This is a genomic window from Rhodococcus sp. NPDC127593, from assembly GCF_042671975.1.
Classification (GTDB): domain Bacteria; phylum Actinomycetota; class Actinomycetes; order Mycobacteriales; family Mycobacteriaceae; genus Rhodococcus_F.
The window spans coordinates 80,816-104,966 of sequence record NZ_JBHXWI010000007.1 but is presented as its reverse complement, the minus strand read 5'-3'; the positions used below and the strand labels follow the sequence as shown (position 1 = coordinate 104,966).

At 67.4% G+C, this 24,151-nt stretch carries 23 protein-coding genes; 19 read left to right on the top strand and 4 right to left on the bottom strand.

Translation table 11 applies throughout. The features are described from left to right. Positions 1-44 precede the first annotated feature (44 nt). Positions 45-713, top strand: a complete 669-nt coding sequence (locus ACFVJ3_RS08335; protein ID WP_378451615.1) for a L,D-transpeptidase — start codon at positions 45-47, stop codon at positions 711-713. A 60-nt stretch (positions 714-773) separates the two neighbouring features. Here the strand turns inward: ACFVJ3_RS08335 and ACFVJ3_RS08330 are convergent, their stop codons facing one another. Then, complete coding sequence (locus ACFVJ3_RS08330) at positions 774-2,471, bottom strand: fumarate hydratase (protein WP_378451614.1); 1,698 nt, start codon at positions 2,469-2,471, stop codon at positions 774-776. A gap of 178 nt (positions 2,472-2,649) precedes the next feature. Between ACFVJ3_RS08330 and ACFVJ3_RS08325 the strand changes: the two genes are divergently transcribed. Continuing rightward, entirely contained in the window at positions 2,650-3,420 is a 771-nt protein-coding gene (locus ACFVJ3_RS08325) for a type II CAAX prenyl endopeptidase Rce1 family protein (RefSeq protein WP_378451613.1), read from the top strand. A 9-nt stretch (positions 3,421-3,429) separates the two neighbouring features. Here the strand turns inward: ACFVJ3_RS08325 and ACFVJ3_RS08320 are convergent, their stop codons facing one another. Both ACFVJ3_RS08320 and ACFVJ3_RS08315 read right to left on the bottom strand, forming a co-directional pair. Beyond that, complete coding sequence (locus ACFVJ3_RS08320; protein WP_378451612.1) at positions 3,430-4,674, bottom strand: esterase/lipase family protein; 1,245 nt, start codon at positions 4,672-4,674, stop codon at positions 3,430-3,432. Positions 4,675-4,998: 324 nt separating this feature from the next. Further along, entirely contained in the window at positions 4,999-5,136 is a 138-nt protein-coding gene (locus ACFVJ3_RS08315) for a hypothetical protein (protein ID WP_009479155.1), read from the bottom strand. A gap of 303 nt (positions 5,137-5,439) precedes the next feature. On the opposite strand from ACFVJ3_RS08315, the gene ACFVJ3_RS08310 reads away from it, so the two are divergent. After that, complete coding sequence (locus ACFVJ3_RS08310; RefSeq protein ID WP_378451611.1) at positions 5,440-5,961, top strand: OmpA family protein; 522 nt, start codon at positions 5,440-5,442, stop codon at positions 5,959-5,961. Between the two features lie 9 nt (positions 5,962-5,970). Here the strand turns inward: ACFVJ3_RS08310 and ACFVJ3_RS08305 are convergent, their stop codons facing one another. Further along, the gene (locus ACFVJ3_RS08305; protein ID WP_378451610.1) at positions 5,971-7,101 is read right to left on the bottom strand and encodes an NADH:flavin oxidoreductase; all 1,131 of its coding nucleotides are present in this window, start codon (positions 7,099-7,101) and stop codon (positions 5,971-5,973) included. Positions 7,102-7,239: 138 nt separating this feature from the next. On the opposite strand from ACFVJ3_RS08305, the gene ACFVJ3_RS08300 reads away from it, so the two are divergent. From ACFVJ3_RS08300 to nuoK, 16 genes are all read left to right on the top strand, one after another. Continuing rightward, positions 7,240-8,871, top strand: a complete 1,632-nt coding sequence (locus ACFVJ3_RS08300) for an amidohydrolase (RefSeq protein ID WP_378451609.1) — start codon at positions 7,240-7,242, stop codon at positions 8,869-8,871. Further along, positions 8,868-10,271 (top strand): chloride channel protein, encoded by a 1,404-nt coding sequence (locus tag ACFVJ3_RS08295; RefSeq protein WP_378451608.1) that lies wholly within the window; start codon positions 8,868-8,870, stop codon positions 10,269-10,271. Before ACFVJ3_RS08300 ends, ACFVJ3_RS08295 begins: the two co-directional genes overlap by 4 nt. A gap of 42 nt (positions 10,272-10,313) precedes the next feature. Next, entirely contained in the window at positions 10,314-11,213 is a 900-nt protein-coding gene (locus ACFVJ3_RS08290; protein WP_378451607.1) for a restriction endonuclease, read from the top strand. A gap of 166 nt (positions 11,214-11,379) precedes the next feature. After that, positions 11,380-12,588 (top strand): serine hydrolase domain-containing protein, encoded by a 1,209-nt coding sequence (locus ACFVJ3_RS08285; RefSeq protein ID WP_378451606.1) that lies wholly within the window; start codon positions 11,380-11,382, stop codon positions 12,586-12,588. 107 nt (positions 12,589-12,695) lie between these two features. Then, entirely contained in the window at positions 12,696-13,118 is a 423-nt protein-coding gene (locus ACFVJ3_RS08280) for a hypothetical protein (protein ID WP_378451605.1), read from the top strand. A gap of 218 nt (positions 13,119-13,336) precedes the next feature. Next, positions 13,337-13,696 carry an NADH-quinone oxidoreductase subunit A gene (locus tag ACFVJ3_RS08275; protein WP_005239104.1) on the top strand — a complete coding sequence of 120 codons (360 nt, stop codon included), beginning with the start codon at positions 13,337-13,339 and terminating at the stop codon, positions 13,694-13,696. A gap of 49 nt (positions 13,697-13,745) precedes the next feature. After that, on the top strand, positions 13,746-14,300 hold the full coding sequence (locus tag ACFVJ3_RS08270; protein WP_005239105.1) for an NADH-quinone oxidoreductase subunit B family protein: 555 nt from the start codon (positions 13,746-13,748) through the stop codon (positions 14,298-14,300). 86 nt (positions 14,301-14,386) lie between these two features. Further along, positions 14,387-15,124, top strand: coding sequence for an NADH-quinone oxidoreductase subunit C (locus ACFVJ3_RS08265; protein ID WP_378451604.1), 738 nt, complete (start codon positions 14,387-14,389; stop codon positions 15,122-15,124). Further along, a complete protein-coding gene (nuoD, locus tag ACFVJ3_RS08260; RefSeq protein ID WP_378451603.1) occupies positions 15,124-16,434 on the top strand; it encodes an NADH dehydrogenase (quinone) subunit D in 1,311 nt (436 codons plus the stop codon). Before ACFVJ3_RS08265 ends, nuoD begins: the two co-directional genes overlap by 1 nt. Continuing rightward, a complete protein-coding gene (gene nuoE, locus ACFVJ3_RS08255) occupies positions 16,431-17,354 on the top strand; it encodes an NADH-quinone oxidoreductase subunit NuoE (protein WP_378451602.1) in 924 nt (307 codons plus the stop codon). Before nuoD ends, nuoE begins: the two co-directional genes overlap by 4 nt. 1 nt (position 17,355) lies before the next feature. Continuing rightward, positions 17,356-18,654 (top strand): NADH-quinone oxidoreductase subunit NuoF, encoded by a 1,299-nt coding sequence (nuoF, locus tag ACFVJ3_RS08250; RefSeq protein WP_378451601.1) that lies wholly within the window; start codon positions 17,356-17,358, stop codon positions 18,652-18,654. After that, entirely contained in the window at positions 18,651-21,092 is a 2,442-nt protein-coding gene (locus ACFVJ3_RS08245) for an NADH-quinone oxidoreductase subunit G (protein WP_378451600.1), read from the top strand. The genes nuoF and ACFVJ3_RS08245 overlap by 4 nt, the downstream gene beginning before the upstream one ends. After that, positions 21,089-22,441 carry an NADH-quinone oxidoreductase subunit NuoH gene (nuoH, locus tag ACFVJ3_RS08240; protein WP_378451599.1) on the top strand — a complete coding sequence of 451 codons (1,353 nt, stop codon included), beginning with the start codon at positions 21,089-21,091 and terminating at the stop codon, positions 22,439-22,441. Before ACFVJ3_RS08245 ends, nuoH begins: the two co-directional genes overlap by 4 nt. Beyond that, the gene (gene nuoI / locus ACFVJ3_RS08235) at positions 22,434-23,000 is read left to right on the top strand and encodes an NADH-quinone oxidoreductase subunit NuoI (RefSeq protein WP_378451598.1); all 567 of its coding nucleotides are present in this window, start codon (positions 22,434-22,436) and stop codon (positions 22,998-23,000) included. Before nuoH ends, nuoI begins: the two co-directional genes overlap by 8 nt. 31 nt (positions 23,001-23,031) lie before the next feature. Continuing rightward, positions 23,032-23,841, top strand: coding sequence for an NADH-quinone oxidoreductase subunit J (locus ACFVJ3_RS08230; protein ID WP_378451731.1), 810 nt, complete (start codon positions 23,032-23,034; stop codon positions 23,839-23,841). Beyond that, positions 23,838-24,137, top strand: a complete 300-nt coding sequence (gene nuoK / locus ACFVJ3_RS08225) for an NADH-quinone oxidoreductase subunit NuoK (RefSeq protein ID WP_005239116.1) — start codon at positions 23,838-23,840, stop codon at positions 24,135-24,137. Before ACFVJ3_RS08230 ends, nuoK begins: the two co-directional genes overlap by 4 nt. The last annotated feature ends 14 nt before the right edge of the window (positions 24,138-24,151 follow it).

The window sequence follows — 24,151 nt, the reverse complement described above, 5'->3', positions numbered from 1 at the left end:
AGGGAAATCTCGCGACAAGTGCCCGAGGATGGAACACTCGCCCCATGACGACGTTACGGGTGGGTCGACTGTGGTTGGCGGGATTGATGGTGGCGCTGATCGGGCTGGTACTCGCTCCCGGCGCCTCTGCGGCCCCGGACCGAGCGGTCTTCTCCAGCACCTCGGACCAGGTGATCACCGTCTACGCCCCGTCCGCGGGGGCAGTCGTGGCCGAACTTACCGCCTGGGAACGGAACGCGGACGGCACGTGGCAGGTGTTCGCGGGCCCCGTCCCCGCCGACGTCGGCGCGGAAGGACTCGGTGCGGCGAACGAATTCTCCACCCGCACGCCGACCGGTGTCTTTCCGCTGTCACAGGCGTTCGGCCGACAGCCCGCGCCCGAGTCGGCGATGCCGTACTTCCAGTCCGATCGACGTGACTGGTGGGATTCGAATCCGCTCTCGCCGACGTACAACACGCACGTACGGCAGGACGCGAGCCCCGGTGGTAACAGTGAGAACCTCTACGCGGCCGGACCGCTGTACGACTACGCGGTCGCGATCGGCTACAACGCCGCCCGCATTCCCGGCCTCGGTTCGGCAATGTTCCTACACGTCACGGACGGCACCACCACCGAAGGGTGCGTCGCGATCGACCGCGACACGCTGACCTCACTCCTCGGCCGGCTCGACCCGGCGAAGAATCCGGTGATCGAGGTCGCCGTAGGCGCGTAGCGCCCGTGCGCCTTTCTGGTAGCTGGAGCTACCAAAAAGGCGCACGGGCGGCGGAGCCGCCTAGAGGCCGGGGCGCTTGCCGATGGTGAGGGTGGGTGTGGAGACACCGGCGAAGAAGTCCTCGCCCTTGTCGTCGACCACGATGAACGCGGGGAAGTCCTCGACCTCGATCTTCCAGACCGCTTCCATGTCGAGCTCTTCGTACTCGACTATCTCGACCTTCTTGATGCAGTCGAGGGCGAGGCGCGCCGCGGGACCGCCGATGGACCCGAGGTAGAAGCCGCCGTACGACTTGCATGCGTCGGTGACCTGCTTGGAGCGGTTGCCCTTCGCGAGCATCACCATCGAGCCGCCCGCGGCCTGGAACTGCTCCACGTAGGAGTCCATGCGACCGGCTGTGGTGGGGCCGAAGGAACCGGACGCCATGCCGTCGGGGGTCTTGGCCGGACCGGCGTAGTACACCGGGTGATCCTTGAGGTATGGCGGCATGTCCTCGCCGGCGTCGAGCCGTTCCTTGATCTTGGCGTGGGCGATGTCGCGTGCGACGACGAGCGGGCCGGTGAGCGACAACCGTGTCTTCACCGGGTGCTTGGACAGCTCGGCGAGGATCTCGGGCATCGGCTTGGTGAGGTCGATCTTCACGGCGGCGCCCTTGCCGGTGCCGGAGACGCCGTCGGTCTCGGCGTCGAGCTGGGCGTCGGTGACCTCGGGGAGGAATCGGCCGGGGTTGAATTCGAGCTGCTCGAGGAAGACGCCCTCGGGGGTGATCTTCGCCTTGGCTTGGCGGTCCGCCGAGCAGGACACGGCGAGCGCGACGGGCAGCGACGCTCCGTGGCGGGGGAGACGGATGACGCGGACGTCGTGGCAGAAGTACTTGCCGCCGAACTGTGCGCCGATGCCGATCTGACGGGTCAGCTCGAGCACCTTCTCCTCGAGCTCCAGGTCGCGGAAGCCGCGGCCCGTGATCGCACCCTCGTTGGGGAGTTCGTCGAGGTAGTGCGCGGACGCGTACTTAGCCGTCTTGAGCGCGAACTCCGCGGACGTGCCGCCGACGACGATCGCGAGGTGGTACGGCGGGCAGGCTGCGGTGCCGAGGGCACGGATCTTCTCCTCGAGGAACCGCATCATGCCGTCCGGGTTCAGGATCGCCTTGGTCTCCTGGAACAGGTAGGACTTGTTGGCGCTGCCGCCGCCCTTGGCCATGTACAGGAACTTGTAGGCGTTCTCGTGGCCGGTTGCCGTGTCGGCGTAGAGCTCGATCTGGGCGGGGAGGTTGCTCCCGGTGTTCTTCTCGTCCCACATCGTGATCGGCGCGTTCTGCGAGTACCGCAGGTTGAGCCGGGTGTAGGCGTCGTAGACGCCCCGGGCGATGGCCTTCTCGTCGTCGCCGGGGGTGAGGACGTGCTGGCCGCGCTTGCCCATGACGATCGCGGTGCCGGTGTCCTGGCACATCGGCAGCACGCCTGCGGCGGAGATGTTGGCGTTCTTGAGCAGATCCAGAGCCACGAACTTGTCGTTGCCCGACGCCTCGGGATCGTCGAGGATGCTTGCGAGCTGCGTCAGATGGTCGCTGCGCAGGTAGTGCGAGATGTCGTGGAGTGCGGTCTCGGTGAGCAGGCGCAGCGCCTCGGGCTCGACGGACAGGAAGGTGCGGCCGTCGGGTCCTTCGACAGTCGACACCCCCTCGGTGGTCAGCAGCCGATACTCGGTGGGGTCCTCACCGATCGGCAGCAAGTCCTCGTAGAGGAAGTCGGCCATTCTATCTCCTGGACAGCGGGTTGTGTGAAGTTCGTATCCAAGGCTAGACGCGGGCTACGGCGGCCCTGTGACGCGGGGGCATGCTTCGACCTGCGCAGTGGCGTGGCTCACAGAGGTTTCGGCGGCGAATCCGTACACTTGACTTGATGCGTGCATACGAACCAGATCGGCCGGCCGAATGACCCTTGAAGTCCAGTACGCCGGAGCTGTCGACGGCGAGAAGTCCGGTGTACGCGCCAAGCGGCCCGTGCTCCACGCCTACCTCGACATCGCGATTGTGGTGGTCGTCCTCGCGGCCACGAATCTGATCGCGCACTTCACCACCGCGTGGGCGAGTATCGCGACCGTCCCCATCGCCGCCGTCGTGCTGCTCGTGCTCACCCGACGCCGAGGACTCGGCTGGGCCGAACTGGGGCTCTCGCCCCGGCACTGGCGAAAGGGTTCGCTGTACGCGCTGGCCGCGATGGGACTCGTGATCGGCGTCGTGGCGATCGGCGCGGCCCTGCCGATCACCCGCCCCTTCTTCATGGCCGACCGGTACGCCACCCTGTCCGGTGCGCTCATCGCGTCGATGATCGTCATCCCGTTGCAGACCGTCATCCCCGAAGAACTCGCGTTCCGCGGTGTGCTGCACGGCACCCTCGACCGGGTGTACGGCGCACGCGGTGTCTTCGCGGCCGGATCGCTGATGTTCGGTCTCTGGCACATCGCGTCTTCGCTGGGACTGACGTCGGGCAACAAGGGGCTGTCCAGCTTCCTCGGCGGCGGCGTCCTCGGTCAGGTGCTCGGCATCCTCGCGGCGGTGGTCGCCACCGCAGCCGCGGGCGTCGTGTTCACCTGGCTCCGTCGCCGCAGCGGCAGTCTGATCGCGCCCATCGCGCTGCACTGGTCGCTGAACGGCGCCGGTGCGCTCGCCGCCGCCATCGTGTGGCACACGACCATGGCCTGAATCCGGAAGTCAGCCGGCTTCCGGGGTGCCGAGCCATTCGAGCAGCTTCTCGTACACCGACTCGTGGTTGAGCATCGTGAAATGGTTCGCGGGCGCGAGGTGCATGCCGTCCTCGTCGCGGAAGCCGATCATCCGCGTCCTGTTCCGGCCGGACGCACTCGGCACCAGCACCATGCCGTCGCCGAGCAGGCGACCCAGCGGATGCCTCGGGCTGCGCGTGATGGTCGCGGAGACGAAGCAGTACATCACGCCGTCGAGGAGCGGGACCTCATTGCACGCCGCGGCGCGGAGCGCGTCCGGATCGCGATCGCGCCAGTCCTCGTCGACGAGCGAACCCTGGTTCAGATCGCGGATGCCGGCGCTCCTTCGGCGCAGGAGCCCGGAGATCGCGCGCGTCTCGGGCAGCGCGGCAAGGCCGGCACTCGCGTAGTGGACGGCCTGCTCCAGCGGGGCGCCGAGGTGGGGTGAGCCGAGGCTCACGACGTGCCGAACCCGCCTCACCCACGGGCGGTCGTCGAGGAAGGCGATCCGGCAGGCGCTGCGGGCGACGAGGCCACCCATGGAATGCCCGACGAGTGCGATCGACTCGACCTCGACCGGCCAGTTCTCGGTGACCGCGTCCAGAAGTTCGGACAGGCTCCTGCCGTTGTCCGAGATGTGCCTGCCGGAGTTGTACCGGATCTGCAGCGCCGTGTACCCGAGGTTCGCCCCGAGTCGTTCACCGTAGGTGGGACGGCCACCCAGCGTCCACGCGTCCTCGGTCTCGACGAGTCCGTGCAGGAAGACGACGATGCGGCCGCCGGCGCGCGGGAAGGCGTCGGCGAGCGTGGACGCGTCCGGCGCGAGCGCGACACCGTTCACCCGTATCGCCAGGGGCTCGGCGAGCGGCGACCCCTCGGATTCCAGTACGTCGCCGATCAGCCCCTGGATCGCGGCAATGGCCCGGGCTCCGCGGCGTGTCTGGGACGGGGCGACGTTCTCCGACGACGGGAGGTCGAGAAACCGTCCTGCGAGGGAACCACCGAGACGTGCGGTGTCGGCGACGAGTGCGTACACGGCGCCCGAGATCTCGTCGTGGAGCACCTTGGCGGGAAGGGCGCGGGGGCCGACGCCGAGCCGGATGCCGGCGAAGACGCGATCCGAGATCGCGCGGTGGATGCTGCCGATGCCGGTGGTGGCGCCCCCGATTTCCTCGAGGGCCAGCCGGGCGAGGGCCCGCACCTCGGAGCGGCGTCGGATCTGCGGGTCTGTCACGAGATTTGAGTGTACGCGTGTGCACTGAGATGCGCGCATGTTACGGAAGTGCCGAAAATGCGCACCGCAGTCGATTATTTCGAGAATAAATCAACGGTGAAGCGGAAAAGTTGATCTTCGAGGGTCGACTCAATTGGTCGACCGACCAATTCCGGAAAAATGCTGGTAACGCGGATTATGAACATGTTCACGTCAGGAAATTACTCATCGTGATAGATACGTGATCGAGTCGATCGAAGGGTGCTCACAACGCCGTGACGAGGTCCGCGCGCCTGAGCGTGCGAACCCCGTCACGGGTGTTCAAGTCTTGTGCCAGCGAAAATGCTAGCCAATCGTGGCCGCGGCCGCGGTTGCGGCGTCTGCGCCACCGCCCAATGCGTCGGCGGAACCCGAGAAGAAGTCCAGGGCACCGGCGAGGTCGGAGAAGGCGGAGAAGAATTCGGACAGGAAGGCGAGATCCATGCTTTTAACTCCTTGCTCGGTTGTGGGCATTTATGTCGGCGCTGAGCGGGCGCCGGATTCATTCCTACCGTTATTGAAATGAGATCGCAATCCGAGGGTTTAACCGAAATGAAACGCAGGACGAATTACCGGGTTCCGACCAGGTGAGAAGCCCGTGTCTGGATTCACATCCGACGCGCAGGATCCCACGATGTGGGAGCCGGGCAGTGCCCGAATACCGCCGTCGACGGGCGTCGGCGGGGCTATCCTCGTCCCACGACGTGTAGCGCCTTCCGGACATACCGACGTATAGGGGAATCCATCATGCGCAAGACCATCGTCACCGGTATCGCGGTCGCGGCAATCGCGCTGCTCGGCGCGGCCGGCTGCTCGGACGACAGCTCGAACGAGGCTCCGATCGCGACCACGACGACCTCGTCGGCGTCTGACCGGGTGGAAGGCGCGATAAGCAGCGTGCAAGCCACGGCGTCGTCCGCCGTGAACACCGCGCGCGAGGCCACGAAGAACGCGATCAACTCGGCCATCGCGGCGGTCCCGATCGGATTCGAGTCGGGAACCGCCGAGCTCAACGCTGTCTCGGACGTGACCGTCAAGGCGGTGGCCGCCGCGATGAAGGCCGGCGACAGCAAGATCGAGATCGAGGCGTACGCCAGCAACACGGACGAGGCGGCCGCCGAACTACTGGCCGATCAGCGCGCCCAGGCCGTCGCGAACGCACTCGAGGCGCAGGGTGTCGACAAGAGTCGCATCTCGGTCGACGGAACGGCCAACCCGCCCGAAGGTGTCAACGTCGATCAGGTGGAGATCACCGTCGAGGACAGCTGACCGGCCCGGTCAGCGCAGGACCGCCCGGTGCTCGTTGCTGTACGGGATGTGCTCGGCGGTTCGGCCTTCCCGGAGTTTGAGCACCCACTCGGGGTCGGACAGCAGCGCGCGGCCGACGACCACGAGATCGAACTCGCCGTTCTCGTACTGCGCGAGCAGGCGGTCGATACCGGCGGTGTTCGAGGCGCCGTCCGAGGTGAAGGCCGTCGTGAACACGTCGTCGAGACCCACCGAACCGACCGTGATGGTGGGTAGTCCGGTCAGCCGTTTGGTCCAACCGGCCAGACCGAGTGCCCCGTCGGCACCGGCAAGCTCGGCGAACGCCGGCTCCCAGTGCCTGCGGGTGGACGGGTGCAGCACGTCGACGCCGGCGGCGACGAGGGGCGCGAGCACGGCGGCGAGTTCGTCGGGGGACTGCGCGATCCGTGAGTCGTAGTGGTTCGACTTCCACTGGCTGAAGCGGTAGACGATCGCGAAGTCCTCGCCGACGGCCTCGCGGATCGCTGCGACCACCTCGGCGGGGAACCGGGTGCGGGCCTCGAGCGATCCGCCGTAGCCGTCGGAGCGGACGTTGGTGCGGTCCCACAGGAACTGGTCGAGAAGATAGCCGTGCGCACCGTGCAGTTCGATGCCGTCGAAGCCCACGTCGCGCGCGTTGACGGCGGCCGCCACCCAGGCCTCGCGCAGCGCGTCGACATCGGACGCGGTGAATTCGCGTCCCAGGCGGGTCCCGTCCAGGGCGATTCCGGACGGGCTGGCGGTGGTCACGTCGGGATTCATGCGGGGTTGCGGGCCGCGTTCGACGCCCAGGTGCCACAACTGCGGGATGATCTGCCCGCCCTCGTCGTGGACGGCGTCCACCACCGATTTCCAGCCCGCGAGACTGTCCTGTCCGTAGAGGAGCGGCACCCGGGTGTGGGATCCGGCGGCCGGGTCGGGAATGTACGTTCCCTCGGTGATGACGAGTCCGACCCCGCCCGCCGCGCGCCGGCGGTAGTACGCCGCCACATCGTCCCCGGGAATGCCGTCAGGGGAGAAAGCCCTGGTCATGGGCGCCATCGCGAAGCGGTTCCGGAGCTGGAGGGATTTGACGGCGAACGGCTCGAAGAGCCCGTCCACGGGCAGCGGTGTTTCGGTCATGCCTGTCTGCAACTGATCTTGGTTACGCACTATTCCTGCATACGACCTGTCGTGTAGTTGTAATCTGAAGTCACAGTCGACACTCGCTGCCGGCGCGTGGGTTCTCGCCCGCGCCCGGTCTGACGGGAGGGTGCACTGATGGGCGCGAACGACGGAAAACCTGCCGATTTGGTGCTGTTCGGTGACGTGGTCACCATGAACGACGCCGCGCCACGCGCTCGGGCGGTCGCGGTGCGCGACGGGCGGATCGCCGCCGTCGGCAACGATGCCGCGGTGTTTCCGCTGATCGGGCCGGCAACGATCACGGTCGACGTGCACCGCGCATGCATACTCCCGGGCTTCATCGAGGCGCACGGCCATCCGCTGAACTCCGCAGTCTTGCTCGGCGAACCGGTCGTGGACATCAGGCCGGTGACCATCGCGGACGCGGGGGAGGTGGTCGACGCCGTCCGCCGCGCCGTCGACGAACACCCAGACGGCGCCGTGCTCAACGGCTGGGACCCACTGCTCCAGAAGGGGCTGCCCGAACCGACCCGCGAATGGCTCAATTCCGTCGCTCCCGACACGTCCCTGGTGATCCTGCACAACACCGGCCACGTGGCCTACTTCAACGACGTCGCCGCGCGAGATTCCGGATTGACCAAGGACACGCCGGACCCCGAGGGCGGCAGTTTCGGCCGCGACGAGTCGGGTGAACTGGACGGTTCGGCGTTCGAGGCGCCCGCAGTGATGGCGGTGGCCGCCACGATCCTCGCCGGAGCCAGCACCCGGCTCCCCGAGCTCCTCGCAGCGGAATGCGCGCGGATGAACGCGGCAGGGATCACCACCGCCAGTGAGATGGCATTCGACCCACGCTTCCGGAGCGCCCTGACGGCGTTCGCCCGGTCCGGCGCTCTCACCACCCGACTGCGGCTGTACGAGATGTCGAACCCGGAGCGCACCTCCGAAGTTTCACCCGGAGTGGGCAACGACCTGCTGCGCCAGGTGGGCATCAAGATCTGGTCGGACGGCTCGCCGTGGGTGGGCAACGCGGCCACCAGCTTTCCGTACCTCGACACGGACGTCACCCGGTCACTCGGCCTTGCCGGAACCCGTGGGGAGGCCAATTACACGGAGGACGAGATTCTCGAGATCAGCAAGCCGTATTTCGAGAACGGCTGGCAGATTTCGTGCCATGCCAACGGTGACGCCGCGGTCACCCTGGTACTCGACGCGTGGCAGCGGATGCTCGCAGACTCCCCACGCGAAGATCACCGACTCCGACTCGAGCACGTCGGGGCGATGACCCCGGACCAGTTCCGCCGAGCGACCGAACTCGGCGTCACGTGCAGCATTTTCGTCGACCACCTCTACTACTGGGGCGACGTGCTCGTCGACGACCTGTTCGGTCCCGAGCGCGGAGCACGTTGGGCGGCTGCAGGTTCCGCGATCAAGGCGGGCCAGCGGATCTCGTTCCACAACGACGGCCCGGTCACCCCGACCAACCCGCTGCGCAACATCGCCGACGCCGTCACCCGCCGCACCCGGTCGGGACGTGTGCTCGCTCCCGAGGAACGGATTTCCGTCCCGGATGCCCTGCGCGCGGAGACGATCAACTCGGCGTGGCATCTCCGAAGCGAGGACGCGATAGGGGCGATCGTCCCCGGTATGCACGCCGATATCGTCGTGTTGTCGGCCAACCCACTTCTGGTGGATCCCGACGACATCGCGGACCTCGAGGTGCTCGCCACGATCCTGGAGGGTCGAACGGTCTTCGGAAAGCTGGAGTGATCCGGTTGGCGCCCGGGTCGAGGGCTCTGCGGTCGATCGGGACGTCAGCCGGAAACTGGATCCGGACTTCGGGTTACACCCGCAAATGGCTGGTTCTCGGCGTCGTGATCGGGATCGTCGCCGGGCTCGGAGCGGTCGTGTTCTACGTCGCGCTGAGGGAGGCGACGCAACTGCTGATCGTCGGCATCGGGGGCTACCACCCGCCGACCGCGGCGGGTGACGGAGGGGCGGTCGGCAGCCGGGAGTTCACGAGACCGTGGGCGATCCCGCTCGTGGTGTGTCTGGGTGGTCTGGTGTCGGGCATCATCGTGTTCACGCTGGCACCGGAGGCCGAGGGGCACGGCACCGACGCCGCGATCGACGCCGTGCACCGGGACCCCCGGATGATCCGCGTCCGCGTCGTCCTCGTGAAGCTGGTCGCGTCCGCGATCACGATCGGGTCCGGCGGGTCCGGCGGTCGCGAGGGACCCACCGCGCAGATCTCGGCGGGTTTCGGATCGCTCCTCGCCCGCAGGCTGGACCTGTCCCCACGGGACGGTCGGATCGCCGTGGCGATCGGGATCGGCTCCGGCATCGGTGCGATCTTCGGCGCCCCGCTCGGCGGCGCGGTGTTGTGCTGCACGATTCCTTACAAGGAAGACTTCGATTTCGAGGTGCTCGTGCCGGCGCTGGTCACGTCGATCGTCAGCTACACCGTGTTCGGTAGCTTCCTCGGTTTCGGTCCGCTGTTCGGCTACGCCGCTCAGGACTACGTCTTCGACACCCCGGTCCAGCTGGTGTGGTTCGCGCTCATCGGTGTGCTCGGCGGCCTGATCGGGTTGCTGTACAGCGGGACGTTCTACACGGCCGTCGATCTCACCCACCGTCTGCCCGGCAGCCGGATCGTCAAACCGGCGGTCGGCGGGCTGCTCGTCGGACTGATGGCGCTCCTGTTGCCGGAGGTGCTGGGCAGCGGCTACGGCTGGATCCAGCAGTCGATGGCCCGCGGCGACCTCACGGCCATCCCGTTGTGGGTGGTGCTGCTGTTGCCGTTCGCGAAGATCCTCGCGACGTCGCTGTCCATCGGTTCGGGGGGATCCGGCGGGATCTTCGGCCCGGGAATGGTGATCGGGGCGTTCACCGGCGCCGCGGTGTGGCGGCTGCTGGAACCGATCGCCCCGGGCGTCCCCGACAATCCGGCGCCCTTCGTCATCGTCGGCATGATGGCCTGCTTCGGGAGCATCGCCCGCGCTCCCCTCGCGGTGATGTTGATGGTCGCGGAGATGACGGGAAGCGTCGGTGTGCTGGTGCCGGGGATGATCGCCGTCGGGCTCGCCTATCTCATCGTGCGCCGATCGGGGAAGACGATCTACCGGGCGCAGCTCGAGAACCGTGCGGAGGCTCGGCTCGCCCCGGGATGATCGGATCGGGGTCCGTGTGCGGTGGGCCGGGTGGATTCCGGCATGCTTGTGGCCATGACTGTTCACGTTCCTCAGTACGTCGACCTCCTCTGGCCAGCGCTTCAGGCTGCCATTGCTCTCGGTGGTTCGGCGTCCAACGAGGAGCTCGACAGCGCCGTCGTTGAGCGAGAAGGGCTTTCGTTCGACGTGCAGGGCGTGCTGCACGGTGACGGTCCGAGCACCGAGATCGAGTACCGGTTGGCGTGGGCCCGCACCTACCTCAAGGGGATGGGTCTGCTCACGAACAGCCGGCGCGGGGTGTGGAGCGTGACGGAGAAGGGCCGCGAGGTCGCCGAGAGCGAGATCCGCCCGCTGCACGCCGAGTTCTCCGCCGAGAATCGCAAGAAGAATGCCGCCCGCAAATCGGCGAAGGCGGCGTCCCGCAGGAACGACGAACCGGATGCCAACATCGCCGAGGCCGAGAACGACGCGGACTGGAAGGACCTCCTGCTCGACACGGTCCTGAAGATGTCGCCGCCCGCGTTCGAGCGGCTGACCCAGCGGTTGCTGCGGGAGGCCGGATTTTCGAGCGCGTCCGTCACCGGTCGCGGCGGCGACGGGGACATCGAGGGCCTCGGCGTGTACCAGTTGTCGCTGCTCAGTTTCCCCGTGTTCTTCCAGTGCAAGCGCTACAGCGGCAGCGTCGGGGCGGGGGCGGTGCGCGATTTCCGCGGCGCGATGGCGGGCCGCGGCGAAAAGGGCCTGCTCATCACCACCGGAACATTCACCGGTGACGCCCGCACGGAGTCCAAGAGGGATGGGGCGCCGCCGATCGATCTGATCGACGGAGACCGGTTGTGCGACCTGTTGAAGGAGCATTCACTGGGTGTCCAGACCACTACGCGTCTCGTCGAGGACGTCGAGGTCAGGTCCGATTACTTCCACTCTCTGGAGCCCAAATGATCAGCGCCGGGTCACCGACCCGGCGCCTGGATACTCTTTCCCGTTGCGGTATGGCCACGAAGCGATCACGCAGGCCCTGAAGCGGTGCCGACAGCGTCTTCCCGTGTGTAAAGAGGAAGTTAAATACACATGTCACTGACGTGAAAAGCGACCGAGGGAAGTCGATATGACGACCACATCGCCGTGGCCGTTGATGGGCCGCACGGTACGGCCGCCGGCGGGGATGCTGGCGGACCGGCGGTTCGGGGTGCTCGTCGACCAGTTCTTCGGACTCTTCCACGACGCCAGCCAGGGCGGTGGCGCCCTGGCCGTCTACCTCCACGGTGAACCGGTCGTCGACGTGTGGGCCGGGTGGGCGAGCCGCGACACGTTCTGGCAGGACGACACCGTCACCCTCACGTTCTCCACGGGCAAGGGCGTCGCGTCCACCGTTCTGCACCGACTCGCCGGACGCGGGATCCTCGACTACGAGGCGCCGGTGGCGCAGTACTGGCCCGAGTTCGCCGCCGAGGGCAAGGACGAGATCACGGTGCGCGAACTGCTGTCGCACCGCGCCGGACTGCACCGGGTACGTGGGCTCGTGCCCGGACCGCTGAGTCTGATGGACCATTCCCTGGTCAGCGCCGCACTGGCCGCGGCGACCCCGGATCAGCGGCGGCTGAAGGTCCCCGGCTATCACGCGGTGACGTTCGGCTCGCTCGTCGCCGAACTGACGTCCCGCGCGGCCGGGAAACCCTTCACCGAGCTGGTGCGCACCGAGGTCGCCGAACCGCTCGGGGTGAAGGAATTCTGGTACGAGGTGCCGCCGGCCGAGCGTGCCCGGATCGCGAGGACCTTCCCCCACATCAACCCGTTCGGCGTTCCGTGGGGAGCCACGTCGTTCGCGATGTCGCGGCTGCCCGGTCTGCGCAACGTGGCCGACGCCGGCATGCCCGCCGGTTTCGACGCCCTCGTCCGCAACCCTGCGATCCACGACAGCGTGATGCCGGGGTGGAACGGCGTGTTCAGCGCCCGCGCGCTGGCGCGGATGTACGGGGCGCTGGCGAACGGCGGAACCGTCGGCGGTGTGGAGTTCCTCCCGCCGGACGTCGTGGCGCAGCTGAGCCAGGTACAGACGACGGCCCGCGACTACGTCCTGGGCATACCGATGAACTGGCGGCTCGGCTACCACGCGGGGATGGTGGCACGTCGCAGGCAGCCGTCGAATACCTTCGGGCACTACGGGTTGGGCGGGTCGGGTGCGTTCGCCGACGCCGACACCGGGCTGTCGATCGCATTCGTCACCAACCGGCTCGGCAACATGCTGACCCCCATCGCCGATCTCCGCCTGCCGAAGCTCGGCTCGACGGCGCTCGCCATCGCCGAGAGGCTGTAGCCGGGGCAGTTCCGGCCGTCGGTGGAACCAATTCGATTTCGACGCGCCGTTTTTCGATCGCCGCGAGCCGCAGGTCTGGAGGGCGGGGGACCGGTAGCATCGTGTCCGTGACCGACGCGACCGCCCACACCAGCCGTCCCGATCGGTTGCGTGTCCTCGTCTACAGCGACGATGCGACCACCCGCCAGAAGGTCGTTCTGGCACTGGGGACGCGTCCGCACCCCGACCTTCCGGAGTTGGAGTACGTCGAGGTGGCGACCGCGCCCGTGGTGATCCGGCAGATGGATGCAGGCGGTATCGACCTGGCCGTTCTGGACGGGGAGGCGGTGCCCGCGGGCGGGATGGGGATCGCGAAGCAGTTGAAGGACGAGATCGACGACTGTCCCCCGATCCTGGTCCTGACCGGGCGCCCCGACGACGCCTGGCTGGCCAGCTGGTCGCGGGCGGAGGCCGCCGTGCCGCATCCGCTGGACCCGATCCGGTTGTCCGAAGCGGTCATAGCGCTGCTGCGCACCCGCCTCTCAGCTTAGGCTCTCCTGACTCCGTTTCCTGCCGCGTGAAGGTGCATCGAGCGCCTGTGCCGCAGGGGTTTTCCGCACTTCGAGATCGCCTGGAACTCGCACGGTCAAATCGACCGGGCTCGACGACTTCCCTTGTACGCTGTGGCATAACTCACAAGAGCGTAGCTTCGGAAACGACCGTCCGGGAATCGGGCGGACAGGCTCGGGAAGAGGGGAGCTGAGACGGCATGAATGTGTACGTGCCGATCCTCGTGCTCGGGGCGATTGCGGTCGCGTTCGCGGTCTTCTCCGTGATCGTGGCGAGGATCGTCGGACCGAGGCGCTACAACCGTGCCAAGCTCGACGCCTACGAGTGCGGCATCGAGCCGACACTCTCGCCTCTGGGTGCGGGCCGCATCCCGGTGAAGTACTACCTCACGGCCATGCTGTTCATCATCTTCGACATCGAGATCGTGTTCCTCTATCCGTGGGCTGTTCATTTCGATGCTCTCGGCTTCTTCGGTCTCGGGGCCATGGCCCTGTTCATCTTCAACGTCTCCGTCGCCTATGCGTACGAGTGGCGGCGTGGCGGTCTCAGTTGGGACTGATCGGTCCCGCCAGCGATCCAAAAGCTAAGTCGGAAGAGAAGAGTCGGATATGGGCATCGAGGAGAAGCTGCCGAGCGGCTTCCTGCTGACCACGGTCGAGGGGCTCGCGGGTTACGTCCGCAAGGGTTCGCTGTGGCCGGCGAGTTTCGGGCTCGCCTGCTGTGCGATCGAGATGATGGCCACCGCCGGCGGACGCTTCGACATCGCCCGTTTCGGCATGGAGGCGTTCCGGGCGTCGCCGCGGCAGGCGGACCTGATGATCGTGGCCGGCCGGGTGAGCCAGAAGATGGCCCCGGTGCTGCGGCAGATCTACGACCAGATGGTGGAGCCGAAGTGGGTGCTGGCGATGGGCGTCTGCGCGTCGTCGGGCGGCATGTTCAACAACTACGCGATCGTGCAGGGCGTCGACCACATCGTGCCGGTGGACATCTATCTGCCCGGGTGTCCGCCGCGGCCGGAGATGCTGCTGAACGCGATCCTCACTCTGCACGAGAAGATCCAGCAGATGCCGCTCGGCGTTCACCGCGAGGAGGTGGCGCGGGCGGCGGAGCAGGCGGCGCTGGCCGCCACCCCCACCATCCAGATGAAGGGCCTCCTGAGATGACCGGCGTGGGAACGCGGGAGCGAACCGAGCCGAGATCCGGCGTCTGGGCCGTGCGGTCTGGACTGAGGAACGAGGGAGCGTAGCGAGTGAGTGACGAGGGAAGAGCGCACGAGACAGACCAGACGCCTGCGAGCGAAGCGAGCCATGTCCCCGCGAGCAATGTCCCAGAACAGATCGGTGTGCGCAAGGGTTTGTTCGGGGTGCGGGGTAGTGGGGATACGTCGGGGTATGGGCGGTTGGTGCGTCCGGTGTTGTTGCCGGGGAGCACGCCGCGGCCGTTCGGGGGGTATTTCGATGAGGTCGCGGATGGGCTGGAGGCGGCGTTGGCGGAGTCGGGTGTGGGTTTCGAGGTGGCGATCGAGTCGGTTGTGGTGTTTCGGGGTGAGGTGACGTTCGGTGTGCGGCGGGAGTTTTTGCCGTTGGTGGCGCGTGCGTTGCGTGATGAGCCGGATTTGCGGTTCGAGATGTGTCTGGGTGTGAATGGTGTGCATTTCCCGCAGGATGCGGGCCGGGAGTTGCATGCGGTGTATCCGTTGTTGTCGATTACGCACAATCGTCGGATTCGTGTGGAGGTGACGGCGCCGGATGCGGATCCGCACATCCCGTCGTTGTATGAGGTGTATCCGACGAACGATTGGCATGAGCGGGAGACGTACGACTTCTTCGGGATCGTGTTCGATGGTCATCCGTCGTTGACCCGGATCGAGATGCCGGATGACTGGCCGGGTCATCCGCAGCGGAAGGACTATCCGCTCGGCGGCATTCCCGTCGAGTACAAGGGCGCGGAGATCGCGCCGCCCGACGAGCGGCGGGGGTACAACTGATGAGCGAGGACACGGTTTTCACTGTCGCCGGTCAGGACTGGGACGAGGTCGTGGATGCGGTAAAGGCGTCGGATGCGGGTTCGGAGGGCGGCGAGGAGCGGATCGTCGTCAATATGGGTCCTCAGCATCCGTCGACGCACGGGGTGCTGCGGCTCATTCTGGAGATCGAGGGTGAGACGGTCACGGAGGCCCGGTGCGGCATCGGTTATCTGCATACGGGGATCGAGAAGAACCTCGAGTATCGGACGTGGACGCAGGGCGTGACGTTTGTGACGCGGATGGATTACCTGTCGCCGTTCTTCAACGAGACGGCGTATTGCCTCGGTGTGGAGAAGTTGCTCGACATCACGGATCAGGTGCCGGAGCGGGCGAGTGTCATCCGGGTGATGTTGATGGAACTCAATCGCATCTCCTCGCATCTGGTGGCGTTGGCCACGGGTGGCATGGAGTTGGGCGCGGTCACGGCGATGTTGTTCGGTTTCCGGGAACGTGAGCTGGTTCTGGACGTGTTCGAGATGATCACGGGACTGCGCATGAATCATGCGTACATCCGGCCGGGCGGTTTGTCGCAGGATCTGCCGGAGGGTGCGGTGGAGAAGGTGCGCGAGTTGCTCACGTTGATGCCGGAACGGCTGCGGGACATGGAGAATCTGCTCAACGACAACCGCATCTGGAAGGGGCGCACGAAGGGCATCGGGTATCTCGACCTCACGGGGTGCATGGCGCTCGGTATCACGGGTCCGATGCTGCGTGCGACGGGTCTGCCGCACGATCTGCGTAAGTCGCAGCCGTATTGCGGTTACGAGAATTACGAGTTCGCCGTCAGCACCGATACGGGGTGTGACGCGTACGGCCGCTACTTGATCCGGGTCGACGAGATGAAGGAGTCGCTGAAGATCGTCGAGCAGTGCCTCGACAAGTTGCGGCCGGGCCCGATCATGGCGGAGGACAAGAAGATCGCGTGGCCGGCGGATCTGACGTTGGGTCCCGACGGTCTGGGAAATTCGCCCGGGCACGTCCGCGAGATCATGGATTCCTCGATGGAGTCGCTGATTCATCACTTCAAGTTGGTGACGGAGGGTTTCCGGGTGCCGCCGGGCCAGGTGTATGTGGCGGTGGAGTCGCCGCGGGGTGAGCTCGGTATGCACATGGTGAGTGACGGCGGTACCCGCCCGTACCGGGTGCATTTCCGGGATCCGTCGTTCACGAACCTGCAGTCGGTGGCGGCCACGTGTGAGGGCGGCATGGTTGCGGATGTCATTGCCGCGGTCGCGAGCATCGATCCTGTGATGGGGGGAGTGGACCGATGACCGAGCAAGCAGCACCAAAGCAAACACCCATCTTCATCGAGTTCGGCCCCCGGCCGGAGGAGAACGGGCTGCTGGTGCGGCCGGGTGCGCGTGAGGAGTATCCGCCGGAGGTCCGTGCGCGGCTGGACGCCGACGCCGACGTCGTCATCGCGCGTTACCCGAATTCGCGTTCCGCGCTGCTGCCGCTGTTGCATCTGGTGCAGGCGGAGGACGGGTGCATCACGCCGGCGGGGATCGAGTTCTGTGCCGGCCGGCTCGGGTTGACCGGCGCGGAGGTGGCTGCGGTGGCGACCTTCTATTCGATGTACCGGCGCGACCCGACGGGCGACTACTACGTCGGAGTGTGCACCAACACGTTGTGCGCGATCATGGGCGGCGACGCGATCCTCGCCGCGCTGGAGGAGCATCTCGACCTGCCGCACGGTGGCACGTCCGCCGACGGCACGGTCACGCTGGAGCACATCGAGTGCAATGCGGCGTGCGATTACGCCCCGGTGGTGATGGTCAATTGGGAGTTCTTCGACAACCAGACCCCGGAGTCGGCTCGCTCACTCGTCGATTCGCTGCGTTCGGGGGAGCGGGTGACGCCGAGCCGCGGTGCGGCGCTGTGCACGTTCCGGGAGACCGCCCGCATTCTCGCCGGGTTCCCCGACGAGCGTCCCGGTGCGCTGGCGGAGGGTGGTACCGCGGGCGACGCCACACTGGCCGGCCTGCGCGTGGCGCACGAACGGGGCATGGCGGCACCGGATCCTGCGGAGACCTCGCTGATCCCGGAGCCGCAGTCGCGGGACACCGAGCCGGTGGCGGCGGAATCGGCGAAGGACCAGCCGGCGCCGGCCCCGTCCGCGACGGTGCCTCCGGAACGGTCCACCTCCGAGACGGATCCGGCGGCCACCGACCCGGGTCGAAAGGGAGACTGACATGCCGCTGACCCCTGTCCTCAGCCGTTACTGGGACGAGCCCGAATCCTGGACCCTCGACACGTACCGTCGCCACGACGGGTACGAGGGGCTGCAGAAGGCGCTGCGTATGGACCCGGACGAGGTCATCTCGACGGTCAAGGAGGCCGGACTACGCGGTCGTGGTGGTGCCGGGTTCCCGACCGGAATGAAGTGGTCGTTCATCCCGCAGGGCGACGACAAGCCGCATTACCTCGTGGTCAACGCCGACGAGTCCGAACCGGGAACCTGCAAGGACATGCCGCTGCTGCTGGCCACGCCGCACGCGCTCGTCGAGGGCGTCATCATCGCGGCGTACGCGATCCGCGCCGGGCACGCCTTCATCTATGTGCGCGGGGAGGTGGTGCCGGTGCTGCGCCGGCTGCAGGCCGCGGTCGCGGAGGCGTATGCGGCGGGCTACCTCGGGAAGAACATCCTGGGCATCGGTTTCGACCTCGAGCTGGTCGTGCACGCGGGTGCGGGGGCGTACATCTGCGGGGAGGAGACGGCGCTGCTCGACTCGCTGGAGGGTCGCCGCGGCCAGCCTCGGTTGCGTCCGCCGTTCCCCGCGGTGGCCGGTCTCTACGCGTCACCGACCGTCGTCAACAACGTCGAGTCGATTGCGAGTGTCCCGCCGATCATCGTGAACGGCATCGAGTGGTTCCGGTCGATGGGGAGCGAGAAGTCGCCGGGCTTCACCCTGTACTCCCTGTCCGGGCACGTGACGAAGCCCGGACAGTACGAGGCCCCGCTCGGAATCACCCTGCGGGAGTTGCTCGAGTACGCGGGGGGAGTCCGCGCCGGGCATCGATTGAAGTTCTGGACCCCGGGCGGTTCCTCGACACCGATCTTCACCGACGAGCATCTCGACGTCGCCCTCGACTACGAGGGCGTCGGCGCCGCCGGATCGATGCTGGGCACCAAGGCCCTGCAGATCTTCGACGAGACCACGTGTGTGGTGCGTGCCGTGCTCCGCTGGACCGAGTTCTATGCGCACGAGTCGTGCGGCAAGTGCACGCCCTGCCGGGAAGGCACCTATTGGCTGGTGCAGATCCTGGAGCGTCTCGAGAGAGGGGAGGGGACCGATGCCGATCTGGAGAAGCTGCTCGACATCGCCGACAACATCCTCGGCAAGTCGTTCTGCGCTCTCGGTGACGGTGCGGCCAGCCCGATCATGTCCTCCATCAAGTACTTCCGAGACGAATACCTCGCACACTTCGAGCAGGGTGGCTGCCCGTTCGACCCGCATCAGTCCACGCTCATGGCTGGGGTTCACGCATGATGCCTGCGAAAGAAGTGAACAACCAAGTGAGCAATCACGTGAGCGTTGTCATCGACGGCGTCGAGGTCAGTGTCCCCAAGGGCACGTTGGTGATTCGTGCCGCGGAGATGATCGGCATCCAGATCCCGCGGTTCTGCGACCATCCGCTGCTCGATCCGGTCGGTGCGTGCCGTCAATGTCTCGTCGATGTGGAGGGGCAGCGCAAGCCGCTCGCCTCCTGCACCACGACTGTCACCGACGGCATGGTCGTCCACACCCAGCTCACGTCGCCCGTCGCCGACAAGGCGCAGAAGGGCGTGATGGAGTTGCTGCTGATCAACCATCCCCTGGACTGCCCGGTGTGCGACAAGGGCGGCGAGTGCCCCCTGCAGAACCAGGCGATGTCCAACGGACGCGCGGAGTCGCGCTTCGGTGAGGTCAAACGCACGTTCCCCAAACCGATTCCGCTGTCCACGGAGGTCCTGCTGGACCGTGAGCGGTGCGTGCTGTGCGCGCGGTGTACCCGGTTCTCCCAGCAGGTCGCCGGGGACCCGTTCATCGAACTCATGGAACGGGGCGCGCTGCAGCAGGTCGGGATCTACGCGAAGGAACCGTTCGAGTCGTACTTCTCCGGCAACACCGTGCAGATCTGCCCGGTGGGTGCGCTGACGGGTTCCGCGTACCGCTTCCGGGCCCGCCCGTTCGACCTGGTCTCCAGCCCCAGCGTGTGCGAGCACTGCGCGAGCGGGTGCGCCCAGCGCACCGACCACCGGCGGGGCACAGTGCTGCGCCGGCTGGCGGGCGACGATCCCGAGGTCAACGAGGAATGGAATTGCGACAAGGGGCGGTGGGCATTCGCCTACGCCACCGAGCGCGACCGAATCAGCACCCCTCTCGTCCGCGGCGACGACGGCACGCTGGCACCCGCCTCCTGGTCGGAGGCTCTGGCGGTCGCGGCGCGGGGACTGGCCGGTGCGCGGGGCAACGCGGGTGTTCTCGTCGGGGGCCGGTCCACGTGGGAGGACGCCTACGCCTACGCGAAGTTCGCGCGAACAGCGCTCGGCACCAACGACATCGACTTCCGCACTCGCGCACACTCCGGCGAGGAGGCCGAGTTCCTGGCCGCCCGGGTGGCGGGGCAGCGACTCGCGGTCACCTACGAGGACCTCGACGCCGCGCCGGTCGTCCTACTCGTCGCGTTCGAGCCGGAGGAGGAGTCGCCGATCGTGTTCCTCCGGCTGCGCAAGGCCGCGCGTGCGAAGGCCGTTCCGGTCTACTCGGTCGCCCCGTACACGTCCCGTGGCCTGGAGAAGATGTCCGGCAGGCTGCTGCGGTCCGCGCCGAATGCCGAGCCGGAGCTGCTCGACGGACTCCGCACGGGTGATTTGGAGCCGGGTGTCACCGAGCTGCTGCGCCGGCCGGGTGCGGTCATCATGGTCGGGGAGAGACTCGCCGGGGTGCCGGGGGCGCTGTCCGCCGCGGTCCGCCTGGCCGACGACACCGGGGCCCGGCTGGCCTGGGTGCCGCGACGTGCAGGCGAACGCGGTGCACTCGAGGCGGGCGCGCTGCCCGGACTGCTGCCGGGTGGCAGACCGGTGGGCGATCCCGAGGCTCGGCGGCAGGTCGCGTCGGCGTGGAACGTCGCGGATCTGCCGGATGCCGCGGGCCGGGATACCGCGGGCATCCTCGCCGCGGCCGAGGCGAAGACGCTCGGGGCGCTGGTGATCGGTGGTGTCGAGGCCGACGATCTTCCCGACCCGCAGGCCGCGTTGGCCGCGGTCGAGGCGGCAGGGTTCGTCGTGAGTCTGGAACTGCGCCACAGTGCGATCAGCGAGCGCGCGGACGTGGTGTTCCCCATCGCGCCGGTCATGGAGAAACCGGGCACCTTCCTCGACTGGGAAGGGCGCGCACGCGATTTCGACGCCGCCCTCCGAGCCAGCGGGTCGATGCCCGATCAGCGGGTGCTCCACGCGATCGCCGGCGAAATGGGTGTCCCGCTGGGTCTTCCGGACGCCGCGACCGCACGGCGCGAACTCGAGAGGCTCGGCGCCTGGGACGGGGAGTTCCCGGATCCGCCCGACCACCCGCAACCGCCGCGGCGGGAACCCGGGCCGGGGGAAGCGGTGCTCGCCACCTGGCGGATGCTGCTCGACTCGGGACGGCTGCAGGACGGGGAACCGCACCTGGCGGGCACTGCCCGGACGCCGGTCGCGCGGATGTCCGCGGCCTCGGCGGCCGAGACGGGTGCCGGTGACGGAGATCCGGTCACCGTCACGACGGAACGGGGCGCCGTCACCCTGCCGTTGGTGATCACCGACATGCCGGATCGGGTGGTGTGGCTGCCGCTCAACTCGCTCGGATCCGCCGTCTACCGGCAACTGGCCACCCGGGCGGGGAGCGTCGTGAACGTCCGCCGTGCGGCCGGCACCAACGGGATCGTCCCGGGAGGTGCGCTGTGACGATCGAGGCCGTCTACCCCGACCCGGCGCTGTTCGGTCACGACCCGTGGTGGCTGGTTCTCGGCAAGGCCCTGGCCATCTTCGTGTTCCTCGTCCTCACCCCGCTTCTGACGATCCTGGCCGAACGGAAGGTCATGGCGTGGATGCAGATGCGCGTCGGCCCGAACCGGGTGGGCCCGCGGGGCATGCTGCAGAGCCTCGCCGACGGCATCAAGCTCGCGCTGAAGGAGGGGATCGTCCCGAAGGGTGTGGACAAGCCGATCTACATCCTGGCGCCGATCATCGCCGCGGTACCGGCGTTCATGGCGTTCGCCGTGATCCCGTTCGGCCCGGCGGTGTCGATCTTCGGGCACTACACGCCGTTACAGCTGACGGACCTCCCGGTCGCCGTCCTCTACGTCCTCGCGGCCACGTCGATCGGCGTCTACGGCATCGTGCTCGCCGGCTGGGCGTCCGGCTCCACCTACCCGTTGCTGGGTGGGCTGCGCTCGACGGCACAGGTGATCTCGTACGAGATCGCGATGGCGTTGTCGTTCGCGGCCGTCTTCCTGGACGCCGGAACGATGTCCACGTCGGGCATCGTCGCCGCCCAGGAACACACCTGGTACGTCTTCCTGCTGCTGCCGTCGTTCCTGATCTACGTCACGTCGATGGTCGGCGAGACCAACCGGGCGCCCTTCGACCTGCCCGAGGCCGAAGGCGAACTGGTCGGCGGGTTCCACACCGAGTACTCCTCTCTGAGCTTCGCGATGTTCATGCTCGCCGAGTACGTGAACATGGTGACGGTTTCAGCGCTCGCCACCACGCTGTTCCTCGGTGGCTGGCACGCCCCGTTCCCGCTCAGCCTGTGGGACGGCGCGAATTCCGGCTGGTGGCCGGTGCTGTGGTTCACGCTGAAGGTCTGGGGCTTCCTGTTCGTGTTCGTCTGGCTGCGCGCCACGCTGCCCAGGCTGCGGTACGACCAGTTCATGGGTCTCGGCTGGAAGATCCTGATCCCGATCTCGCTGGTGTGGGTCATGATCGTCGCCACCGTCCGGGCCTTCCGCAACGAGGGTTACGACGCCCGGTCGATCGCGCTCGTCGTCGCGGGCCTCGTCGTGGCCCTCGTCGTGGTGGTGCTCCTGTGGAAGCGCCTGCGTCCGGGCCGTGTTCCCGCACCCGAGAAGCCGGTCGAGCCGCGGGGACGGGCCGAGCTGTCCCCGGAGACACTCGAACCGTTCGACCCCATGGCCGGTGGATACCCGGTTCCGCCGATGCCGGGTCAGACGCTGCCTGCGTTCCGGCGCACGCCCGTCTCCGTCACCGGCGCGCACTCCACCGGCTCGACCCAGGAGAACAGTGATGACTAAATTCCTCGGCCCCATAGCGGGTTTCGGCGTGACCTTCTCGACGATGTTCAAGAAATCGAACACCGAGTTCTACCCGGAGGAGAAGGTGCCGACGGCGCCCCGCTACCACGGCAGGCACCAGCTCAATCGTTACGCGGACGGGCTGGAGAAGTGCATCGGGTGCGAACTGTGTGCCTGGGCGTGCCCCGCCGACGCCATCTTCGTGGAGGGTGCCGACAACACCGACGAGGAACGCTTCTCGCCCGGCGAGCGGTACGGCCGGGTGTATCAGATCAACTACCTGCGCTGCATCGGGTGCGGGCTGTGCATCGAGGCGTGCCCGACGCGGGCGCTGACCATGACCAACGAGTACGAGATGGTCGACGACAACCGGGCCGGCCTGATCTACGAGAAGGACCGGCTGCTGGCCCCGCTCGAGTCCGGCATGGTCGAGTCGCCGCACCCGATGGCTCCGGGCGCCACCGCCGAGGACTACTACCGCGGCACGGTGACCGGGGGAGCGGCGGCTGCGTCGCAGGACGGGTCCGAGGTCGAAGAGTCGGCGGGGGACAGGCCGTGATCGAGGGAGGAGAGCCGACGTGGTGAACACGATGCCGTCCGCGGTCCAATTGGTCGCGGAACCCTTCACCCAGACCTCGACGGGCGAGGGCGTGCAGTTCTGGGTCCTCGCGACCGTGGCGGTGATCGGCGCGCTCGGAGTAGTCAGCGCAACCAAGGCCGTCTACTCGGCGATCTTCCTCGCGACGACCATGATCATCCTGGCCGTGTTCTACATCGCCCAGGGCGCGCTCTTCCTCGGCGTCGTGCAGATCGTGGTGTACACCGGCGCGGTCATGATGCTGTTTCTGTTCGTGCTCATGCTCATCGGCGTCGATTCCTCCGAATCCCTCGTGGAGAACCTCCGCGGTCAGCGCGTGGCCGCGATCGCGGCGGGACTGGGATTCGGACTGCTGCTGATCGGCGGCATCGGGAGTGCGTCCGTCTCCGCGTTCACCGGTCTCGATCAGGCCAACGCGGCGGGTAACGTCGAGGGGCTGGCCGAGCTCGTCTTCCTCCGGTACGTGTGGGCTTTCGAACTGACCGGTGCGCTGCTGATCACCGCGACCATCGGTGCCATGGTGCTCGCCCACCGGGAGCGTTTCGAGCGGCGGAAGGACCAGCGCGAGCTGTCCCAGGACCGCGTCCGCGAGGGTGCCCGTGTGACACCGCTGCCCAGTCCGGGGGTCTACGCCCGGCACAACGCGGTCGACATACCGGCGTTGCTGCCCGACGGCACGTTCTCCGAGCTGTCCGTCAGCCGGTCGCTCGAACGGCGGCCGAGCCTGCCCGCCCGGGCGCTCGGCACCGCGGACGTCGCGACCCCCGAACCCGAAGCGGCCGACGAGGGCGGTCGGCGATGAACCCCGAGAACTACCTCTACCTGTCGGCGCTGCTGTTCACGATCGGCGCGGCCGGGGTGCTGATCCGCCGCAACGCGATCATCGTGTTCATGTGCATCGAACTGATGCTCAACGCCTCGAATCTGGCGTTCGTGACGTTCGCCCGGATGCACGGCAACCTCGACGGCCAGGTCTTCGCATTCTTCACGATGGTCGTCGCGGCCGCCGAGGTCGTCGTCGGTCTGGCGATCATCATGACCATCTTCCGTTCCCGCCGTTCGGCTTCCGTCGACGACGCCAACCTCCTCAAGAACTGACGGGTCCCCGATGA